11 protein-coding genes are annotated in these 8,526 nt (G+C 73.1%); 7 read left to right on the top strand and 4 right to left on the bottom strand.

Features of this window, described 5'->3' with window-relative positions; genetic code table 11:
* Window positions 1-239: 239 nt before the first annotated feature.
* Both pdxS and pdxT read left to right on the top strand, forming a co-directional pair.
* Window positions 240-1,157 carry a pyridoxal 5'-phosphate synthase lyase subunit PdxS gene (pdxS, locus tag C1I99_RS25895; protein ID WP_111136803.1) on the top strand — a complete coding sequence of 306 codons (918 nt, stop codon included), beginning with the start codon at window positions 240-242 and terminating at the stop codon, window positions 1,155-1,157.
* A 50-nt stretch (window positions 1,158-1,207) separates the two neighbouring features.
* Window positions 1,208-1,816 (top strand): pyridoxal 5'-phosphate synthase glutaminase subunit PdxT, encoded by a 609-nt coding sequence (gene pdxT / locus C1I99_RS25890; RefSeq protein WP_111136802.1) that lies wholly within the window; start codon window positions 1,208-1,210, stop codon window positions 1,814-1,816.
* A 44-nt stretch (window positions 1,817-1,860) separates the two neighbouring features.
* On the opposite strand, the gene C1I99_RS25885 is transcribed toward pdxT, so the two are convergent.
* On the bottom strand, window positions 1,861-2,712 hold the full coding sequence (locus tag C1I99_RS25885; protein ID WP_233512715.1) for a helix-turn-helix transcriptional regulator: 852 nt from the start codon (window positions 2,710-2,712) through the stop codon (window positions 1,861-1,863).
* Window positions 2,713-2,816: 104 nt separating this feature from the next.
* On the opposite strand from C1I99_RS25885, the gene C1I99_RS25880 reads away from it, so the two are divergent.
* The 4 genes from C1I99_RS25880 to C1I99_RS25865 all read left to right on the top strand — a co-directional run bounded on the left by C1I99_RS25880 (window position 2,817) and on the right by C1I99_RS25865 (window position 5,367).
* Window positions 2,817-3,467, top strand: a complete 651-nt coding sequence (locus C1I99_RS25880; RefSeq protein WP_111136800.1) for an NADPH-dependent FMN reductase — start codon at window positions 2,817-2,819, stop codon at window positions 3,465-3,467.
* 122 nt (window positions 3,468-3,589) lie between these two features.
* Complete coding sequence (locus tag C1I99_RS25875) at window positions 3,590-3,835, top strand: hypothetical protein (protein ID WP_111136799.1); 246 nt, start codon at window positions 3,590-3,592, stop codon at window positions 3,833-3,835.
* A gap of 160 nt (window positions 3,836-3,995) precedes the next feature.
* Window positions 3,996-4,745, top strand: a complete 750-nt coding sequence (locus tag C1I99_RS25870; protein WP_111136798.1) for a YebC/PmpR family DNA-binding transcriptional regulator — start codon at window positions 3,996-3,998, stop codon at window positions 4,743-4,745.
* A gap of 7 nt (window positions 4,746-4,752) precedes the next feature.
* Complete coding sequence (locus C1I99_RS25865) at window positions 4,753-5,367, top strand: ribonuclease FAU-1 family protein (RefSeq protein ID WP_111136797.1); 615 nt, start codon at window positions 4,753-4,755, stop codon at window positions 5,365-5,367.
* 56 nt (window positions 5,368-5,423) lie between these two features.
* Here C1I99_RS25865 and C1I99_RS25860 read toward each other — a convergent pair whose 3' ends face one another.
* The 3 genes from C1I99_RS25860 to C1I99_RS25850 form a co-directional block, all read right to left on the bottom strand.
* Entirely contained in the window at window positions 5,424-6,377 is a 954-nt protein-coding gene (locus tag C1I99_RS25860; protein WP_111136796.1) for a permease prefix domain 1-containing protein, read from the bottom strand.
* Window positions 6,374-6,715, bottom strand: a complete 342-nt coding sequence (locus C1I99_RS25855; RefSeq protein ID WP_111136795.1) for a PadR family transcriptional regulator — start codon at window positions 6,713-6,715, stop codon at window positions 6,374-6,376. Before C1I99_RS25855 ends, C1I99_RS25860 begins: the two co-directional genes overlap by 4 nt.
* Window positions 6,716-6,841: 126 nt before the next feature.
* The gene (locus C1I99_RS25850) at window positions 6,842-7,504 is read right to left on the bottom strand and encodes a hypothetical protein (protein ID WP_111136794.1); all 663 of its coding nucleotides are present in this window, start codon (window positions 7,502-7,504) and stop codon (window positions 6,842-6,844) included.
* A 162-nt stretch (window positions 7,505-7,666) separates the two neighbouring features.
* Here C1I99_RS25850 and C1I99_RS25845 point away from each other — a divergent pair.
* Window positions 7,667-8,526: serine/threonine-protein kinase (locus C1I99_RS25845; RefSeq protein WP_146604056.1), on the top strand; the 860-nt coding region annotated here is incomplete at its 3' end.

Genomic DNA, 8,526 nt, shown 5'->3' with positions numbered 1-8,526 from the left:
CGTGATCGACCAGGTCGAGGGGTGGGCCGAGCGTCGCCGATCAAGAGGTTGCGGCAGCTCGGGACGGTTTCTGGCACAAACCTCTTGATCAACGCGGGTGGGTGGCGCGGGTGGGGTGGGGGTGGCGGTGATGGTGGCCACATCGCAGGCCACCGTGGGTCTGATTGGCTGTCGGAGCGGCGTTGGGCCCGTCGTAGCATTTCCGCAGTCACCCCGCGCACGTTGAGGAGCGATGACCCGTGCCCGAAAACACTTCCCCGAACGCCGGCGCCACCCCGGTCGTCGGCACCGCCCGCGTGAAGCGGGGCATGGCCGAGATGCTCAAGGGCGGCGTGATCATGGACGTGGTCAACGCCGAGCAGGCCAAGATCGCCGAGGACGCCGGCGCCGTCGCGGTGATGGCGCTCGAGCGGGTGCCGGCGGACATCCGCGCCCAGGGCGGCGTGTCCCGGATGAGTGACCCCGACATGATCGACGGCATCATCAACGCCGTCTCCATCCCGGTGATGGCCAAGGCCCGGATCGGCCACTTCGTGGAGGCCCAGATCCTGCAGGCCCTCGGTGTCGACTACGTCGACGAGTCCGAGGTGCTGACCCCGGCCGACTACGCAAACCACATCGACAAGTGGGCCTTCACGGTCCCCTTCGTCTGCGGCGCGACCAACCTGGGCGAGGCGCTGCGCCGGATCACCGAGGGCGCGGCCATGATCCGCTCCAAGGGCGAGGCCGGCACCGGTGACGTCTCCAACGCCACCACCCACATGCGGAAGATCCGCCAGGAGATCCGCCGGCTGAGCTCGCTGCCCGCCGACGAGCTGTACGTCGCGGCCAAGGAGCTGCAGGCCCCGTACGAGCTGGTCAGGGAGGTCGCCGAGAGCGGCAAGCTGCCGGTGGTGCTGTTCACCGCCGGTGGGATCGCCACCCCGGCCGACGCCGCGATGATGATGCAGCTCGGCGCCGAGGGCGTGTTCGTCGGCTCCGGCATCTTCAAGTCCGGCAACCCGGCCCAGCGGGCCGCGGCGATCGTCAAGGCGACCACCTTCCACGACGACCCGGACGTGCTGGCCAAGGTCTCCCGGGGCCTCGGCGAGGCGATGGTCGGCATCAACGTCGACGACATCCCGCAGCCGCACCGGCTGGCCGAGCGCGGCTGGTGACCGCGGCCGCCCCAGCCCAGGCGAGCGGGAGCGAGGAGAGGACGGACGTCATGAGCGAGGCACCCGTCATCGGCGTGCTCGCCCTCCAGGGTGACGTTCGCGAGCACGTCGCGGCTCTGGCCGGGGCGGGCGCCGACGCCCGCCCGGTCCGCCGGGCGGAGGAACTGGACGCGGTCGACGGGCTGGTCATCCCCGGCGGCGAGTCCACCACGATCAGCAAGCTGGCCGACATCTTCGAGCTGCGCGACCCGATCGACAAGCGGATCGCCGGCGGCATGCCGGTCTACGGCTCCTGCGCCGGCATGATCATGCTGGCCGGCGAGGTCCTCGACGGCCGGCCCGACCAGCGTGGCTTCGCCGGCATCGAGATGACGGTGCGGCGCAACGCCTTCGGCCGGCAGGTCGACTCGTTCGAGGCGCCGGTGCGGGTCGCCGGCATCGAGGGCGAGCCGTTCCACGCGGTGTTCATCCGGGCCCCGTGGGTCGAGCGGGTCGGCGACGGCGTCGAGGTGCTGGGCACGGTGACCGAGGGGCCGGCGGCCGGGCGGGTCGTGGCGGTCCGGCAGGGCAACCTGCTCGCCACCTCGTTCCACCCCGAACTCACCGGCGACCGGCGGCTGCACGCGTACTTCGTGGAGCTGGTGCGGGCCGCGGCCTGACCCGTCCCGTCGCGGGGCCCTCCCAGGGGGCCCCGCGACGCGTCTCAGCCGGCGACGGAGCGCAACTGACCGGGGAGACGGCCGAGCAGCCGGTCCAACCCGGCCGCCGTGGCCGCGTCGGCGGGAAGCTGGACGAACAGCCGCTGGTGGTCGCTGTCGGCGACCTCCAGCGACTCGTACGCCAGCCGCAGCAGCCCCACCTGCGGATGGCGGACACACCGGACCCCGTTGGTCGGCGCGGCCACCGGCCGCCGCTGCCACCGATCGGTGAACGGCGCGCCGACTGTGCGGGCCAGCCGCTCGGCGAAGGCGTCGATCGCCGGATCGCCCCGGCGCAGCCGGTGCAGCTCGGCGACCTGATGGTCGGCCAGCTCCGCCCAGTCCGGGAAGTGGTCGCGGGCACGTTCGTCGGTCAGCACGAACCACACCAGGTTCGGGCGGACCCCGTCCAGCAGGCCCAGCGGGCGGGCCAGCCGGTCGAAGGGATCGTTCCAGGCCAACACGTCGCCGAGCCGGTTGACCACGTACGCCGGGGCATCCCGAATCGCGTGGAGCACCGCGCGGACCGCCGGGCGGGCGGTCGGCGAGACGGTGGGCCGCTCACCCGGGCACAGCTGCCGGCTGTGGTTGACCGACGCGAGCTGCCGGAGGTGCTCGCGGTCGGCGTCGTCGAGGCGCAGCGCGTCGGCGAGGGCGGCGAGGATCTCCGGCGACGGCCGGGTGTCCCGGCCCTGCTCCAGGCGGGTCAGGTACTCCACGCTCACCTGGGCCACCGTCGCCAGCTCGGCCCGCCGCAGGCCGGGAGTGCGGCGTCGAGTGCCCTCGGGCAGCCCCACCTGCGCCGGCCGGAGCGCCTCCCGACGGCTGCGCAGGAACGCGCCCAGCTCTCCGTCCATCACCCGACCAGTGTGGCAGCGGGCCCCGGCCGTCGGGTGGCCCTGCCAGGGCCACCCTCGCGCCGGCCTCCCTGCGCCGGCGGCGCCCCCCGACGATCGTCGCCATGAACACCACACAGACAGCACGACCGATCCGGATCGGCCTGGTCGTGGGCAGCACCCGTCCCGGCCGGCGGGGCAGCGCGGTCGCCCGGTGGGCGCAGCAGGTCGCTTCCCGACAGCCTGCGGTACGCGCCGGCGTGGCCGAGATCGCGGTGATCGACCTGGCGGAGCAGGCGTTGCCGCTGCTGGACGAGCCGGTGCCGGCCATGTTCGGCACCTACCGGAACCCGCACACCCGCCGCTGGAGCGCCATGATCGACGCCTGCGACGCCTTCGTCTTCGTCACGCCCGAGTACAACCACTCCATCCCGGCCGCCCTGAAGAACGCCATCGACTTCCTCTCCGCCGAGTGGAACGGCAAGGTGGCCGGGCTGCTCAGCTACGGCGTGCAGGGCGGCAGCCGGGCCGCCGACCACCTGCGGCTGATCCTGGCCGAGGTACGGGCGGCGGTGGTACCCACCCAGGTCTCCATCTCGATCTTCACCGACTTCGACTTCACCGGTTCGGATTCGGGCGACCCGACCGCTCCAGGCATGCTCGTCCCAGGCGAGGGGCGCGAGGAGTCGCTGTCGACGATGCTGGCCGAGATCGTGACCTGGGCGGGCGCGCTGCGCGCCGCCGAGGCCGGCCTGCGTCCCGAGCCGGTGGGGTGACCGGCGGAGACGATCGTCATCCAGTACCGGGTCCGTCCCGAGCAGGTCACCACGCACCTGGCGCTCCTGCGCGCCGTCTATGCGGAGTTGGCCCGGACCCGGCCCCCCCCGGGCTGCGCTTCGTGACGCTGCAACTCGAGGACGGGCGGAGCTTCGTCGACATCGCCCTGGCCCCGGAGTTGCCCGGTCCGTTGCCCCAGATGGAGTCGTTCCGCCGGTACCGGGCCGGGCTCGAGGACCGGTGCGAGGAGCGGAGCACCTCCGGGTTCACCACGGTCGGGTCGTACGGCTTCGGGAATGACCGACCGGCCCGTCCCGTTGTCCCTGTTCGGGCCGCACGGGGCGGGCTGGTGCCGTGCGGCGCGTGACAGCCACCCGCGGGTCGCCGGTAGGATTGCCGAGATTCGGCAGGGCCCTGGCCCGCCACCGGCTTCCACCAGAGCTGACCGGCACCTCCGCGTGCGCCGGCGGGAGCGGGGCGTGTGCGGTGCGGTCGATGCAGACGGCGGGTAGCAACGGAGGTAACAGATGTCCGGCCACTCAAAGTGGGCGACGACCAAGCACAAGAAGGCGGTCATCGACGCCAAACGCGGCAAGATGTTCGCCAAGCTGATCAAGAACGTCGAGGTCGCGGCCCGGACCGGCGGCGGTGATCCGGCCGGCAACCCGACGCTTTACGACGCCATCCAGAAGGCGAAGAAGAACTCGGTCCCGAACGACAACATCGACCGTGCCGTCAAGCGCGGCTCCGGCCTGGAGGCCGGTGGCGCCGACTACCAGACGATCATGTATGAGGGTTACGGTCCGAACGGCGTAGCGCTGCTCATCGAGTGCCTGACCGACAACCGCAACCGCGCGGCGACCGAGGTGCGGACCGCGCTGACCCGCAACGGCGGCTCGTTCGCCGACGCCGGCTCGGTGTCGTACCTGTTCTCCCGCAAGGGTGTGGTGATCGTCCCCAAGGCGGGCACCACCGAGGACGACGTGATGATGGCCGTCCTGGACGCCGGCGCCGAGGAGGTCAACGACCTGGGCGAGGCGTTCGAGGTGGTCTCCGAGCCGGGCGACCTGCTCGCGGTGCGCACCGCACTGCAGGACGCCGGCATCGAGTACGAGTCGGCCGAGTCGTCGCTGATCCCGAGCGTCAACGTCCCGCTGGACGAGGAGGGCGCTCGCAAGATCTTCAAGCTGATCGACGTCCTGGAGGACTGCGACGACGTGCAGAACGTCTACGCGAACTTCGACGTCAGCGACGAGATCATGGCGGCCGTCGGCTGAGCCGGCGGTGACCGGGACGCGGTTCGCGCCGGGCGACGTGGTCGTCCGGCGTGAGATCCTGCTCGGCGAGGTGTGGTTCGGCTGCCCGACCATCTGCGTCGAGGACTCACCCGACCTGCTCGCCCTCTACCTGCCGCCCGGCGCGGAGTTCGGTTTCCCCGGCGGCGGGGTGTTCCCGGCCGGCCGGCACCCGTGGCAGACCGCCGGGCACCGGGCCTGGAGCGGGCACGGCAAGCTCATGCTGCACCGGCCGGGTGAGGCGCACTCGCTCGACGTGTTCTGGACCGGCCCGGACCGCGCCTTCGCCGGCTGGTACTTCAACCTCCAGGATCCATTCCGGCGTACGCCGATCGGGGTGGACACCCTCGACCACGAGCTGGACCTCTGGTGGCCGGCCGGTGCCGACCGGTACGTCTGGAAGGACGTGGAGATGTTCGCCCAGCGCCTCCGCGAGGGGCGCTATCCCGGCATGGCCGACGCCATCCGGGCCGAGGGTGACCGGATCGCCGCCCTGCTCGACGCGGGGGAGCGCTGGTGGGATGACACCTGGGCCTCCTGGAAGCCCGACCCGGCCTGGCCGGTGCCCCGCCTGCCCGCCGGCTGGGCGACCGTCCCCTGCTGATCCCGCGGCAACCGGCCCGGCACCCCGGTGGATGCCGGGCCGCGTCGGGCCGCGGGTCAGTGGAGGTTGCGGTACGCCTTGACCACGCTGTCGACCACGTCCCAGAGCACGACCAGGATGGTGCCGGCGACCGCCACGGTGGTGACGGTGTCCAGGTTGTCGCCCCGCCCGAGCCACTCGAAGCGCGCCACGAACTCGGGGTTGAGTAGCCGATCGGTGAGCAGCAGCCAGACCACCGGCACCGCGAAGGCCAGGTCCAGCGCCGCGTTGACCGCGACCAGCGGCCAGGTCCAGCGCCCGGCCCGGTACTTGGCGATCTCCAGGCCCACGGTGGCGATCAGCACGGCGATCAGGAACGGCAGCCAGGAGCTCCGCAGTGCCGGGTCGAGGATCGGCAGGTTGTCGCCGTCGGCGGTGGTGGTGACGAACGAGCGGACGTGCTGCATCGGCAGGTACGCGATGACCAGCACCAGCCAGCCGATCGCGGCGGCGGCGTCGGTGAGCGTGATCTGCCGGCCGGTCTGGTCCTCCGGGAGCTGGTCGACGCTCCACTCGGGCAGGTCCAGCTTGGCGTTGGTGCGCTCCAGCACCGCGAAGACCAGGGTGGCCCAGAAGGCGATCTGGACGGCCACCTGGAAGGCGGTGCCGATGCCTTCCCCGACCGCCCCGCCAACGTTCTCGCCGTCGGTCGCCGCCAGCAGGCCGACCAGGATGCCGACCGTGGCCGGCACGAAGGACAGCAGCAGCTTCAGCAGCCGCTCCCAGGCCAGGTAGTAGGTCGGGCCGATGAGCTGCAACCGGCGGTCGGCGTAGCGGGCGGCGAGCTGCGCCGGGTTGCCCAGTTCGGTGAGCACTTCCCGCTCGGCGACGGCGGTGTCCTGCCCGCCGGACGTGCGGCCGTCGATCATGTCCTCGATGGAGGCGCGCAGCTCGGCGGCGATCTCCTCGCGGCGGGGGGCCGGGACTGTGCGGAGGGTCGCGGCGAGGTAGCGGTCGGTCAGGGAGGTCATCGGTCCACTCCTTCGATCAGCCCGGTCATGGAGGTCTGTACGGCGGCCAGGTCGTCGAGGAGCCGGTGCAGCACCGACTCACCGGAGTCGCTGGTCCGGTAGTACTTGCGCGGCCGGCTCTCCTCGGTGTTCCACTCGCTGGTCAGCAGCCTCTGCTCCTCCAGCCGGCGCAGCAGCGGGTAGAGGGTGTTGGCGTCGACCGCGAAGCCGTGCTCGGCCAGGCGTTGCAGCAGTGCGTAGCCGTAGTCGGGGCGGCGCAGGGCGGCGAGGCTCGCCACCACGACGGTGCCCCGCCGCAGTTCCTGGAGGTGTGTCCGGAGGACGTCATCGCTGACCATGTGGCACACGATACTGTGTGCCACACACTATTGTCTACTGCTACATTAGAGTGCTGGAAGGTAACGTTGTATTCGGTCGCGACGTGGGGCGCCCGGAGGACCCGGGCGCCCCACGTCGTGGCAGGGTCAGCAGGACCGGCCCTGCCGGAACGCCCGCTCGACGAAGTCCGCCGGCCCGACCTGGAAGTAGCCGACACCGGGCCGGATCGGGTGGCCGGTGAACAGCTCCACCCGGGAGCCGAACCGGACCAGGTACGCCGAGGCGTCCCCGGCGTCGTTGCGGATCAGCGCGCCCCGCCGGCCGTAGATCTCCGCCAGCTCGAAGAAGGACATGCCCACGGCCGCTCCCGCAGGCGAGCGGGGCGGGGCGGTGGCGGTGCCCACCTCGACCAGCCGCCCGTGCCGGAACGCCAGCAGGATCACCCCGGCCCACTCGCCGGTGACGCCCGCGCGGACCACGCCGTCGCACTCGGCGACCGTCCAGTCGATCAGGCCGGCCGCCGACAGCCGGACCAGGCTGGCGCCGATCCGGAACGGTCCGGCACCCCGGACGCTGAGCAGGTCGACCGCGCCGGCCGGGTCGGCGGCGAAGTCACGGTGGCCGGGCATCGCCCCGCCGGCGTCGCGGGCTGGTCCCGCCGGGGCGGCCCGGAGGCCGGCGCCGGCGGCCCCGGCGACCTGTGCGGTGGCGGGCCGGCCGGCGGCCGAGGCCGGGGCGGGGTGGACGGCCGGGACGACGACGGCGAGGGCCAGCGCGCCGACGAGGACGGTGGACGAGAGACGGTTCATGGCGGAACTCCTCCGGTGGTTCGGGTCTCCTGTCCTGTTGGTCTCCGCGCCGGCGGCATCAGTTCGTCCGGTTCCCGACGCGATCGGGACGGCCTGCTCCCGCCCCGGCGCGGGTCCCGCCGGCCGGCGCCGCCGGCTACCGTCGGGGTCGGGGGTGACGCGGTGAGCACTCCGGCGTGGATCGGCTCCTACCGGATCGAGCGGCTGCTCGGTACGGGATCCTTCGCGACCGTCTGGCTCGGCCACGACGCGGTCCTCGACTCCCGGGTGGCGATCAAGGTGCTGGCCGAGAACTGGAGCCACGACCTGCGGGTGCGGGAGCGCTTCCTGGACGAGGCCCGGCTGCTGCGGCGGCTCGACCACCCGCGGCTGGTCCGGGTGCACGGCGTGGGCGAGCTGCCCGACGGCCGGCCGTACGCCGTGCTCGCCTGGGCGGACGGCGGCAGCCTGCGGGACCGGCTTGCCGCTGCCGGCCCGCTGCCGGTCACCTCCGCGCTGGCGTTGCTCGACGAGGTTGCCGCCGGCGTCGCGGTGCTGCACCGGAACGGTGTGGTGCACCGCGACCTGACCCCGGGCAACATCCTCTTCGCCTCCGGCCCGGACGCCGAGCGGGTGCTCATCGCCGACCTGGGGCTGGCCAAGGCCCTTGCCGCCGCGTCCGGCCTGACCGCGCGGGCCGGGACACCCGGCTACATGGCCCCCGAGCAGGACGACCCGCTGGCCGTGGTGGACGCCCGCGCGGACGTGTTCGGGCTCGGCCGGCTCGCCGTGCGGCTGCTCGCCGACCACGGGAAGGCGGTAACCCGGCCAGGGTCCGGCGGTGGGGACGGGCCCGGCCCCGCGATCCGGCCGGGGGGCGACGAGGCGGCCCGACCCGGTCCGGCGACCCGGCTGCGGGACGGCGTACCGGCGGCGGTGTCGGCGGTGCTTCGGCGGGCCACCGCGCCCCGTCCCGGCGACCGCTACCCCGACGCCACCGCCTTCGGCGCGGCGCTGCGCCACGCCGCCGCGTCGTCCCCGCC

The sequence above is a fragment of the Micromonospora deserti genome (assembly GCF_003236335.1).
Lineage (GTDB): Bacteria > Actinomycetota > Actinomycetes > Mycobacteriales > Micromonosporaceae > Micromonospora > Micromonospora deserti.
The sequence above is the reverse complement of the archived record's forward strand: the minus strand, read 5'-3'. Positions and strand labels throughout refer to the sequence as shown.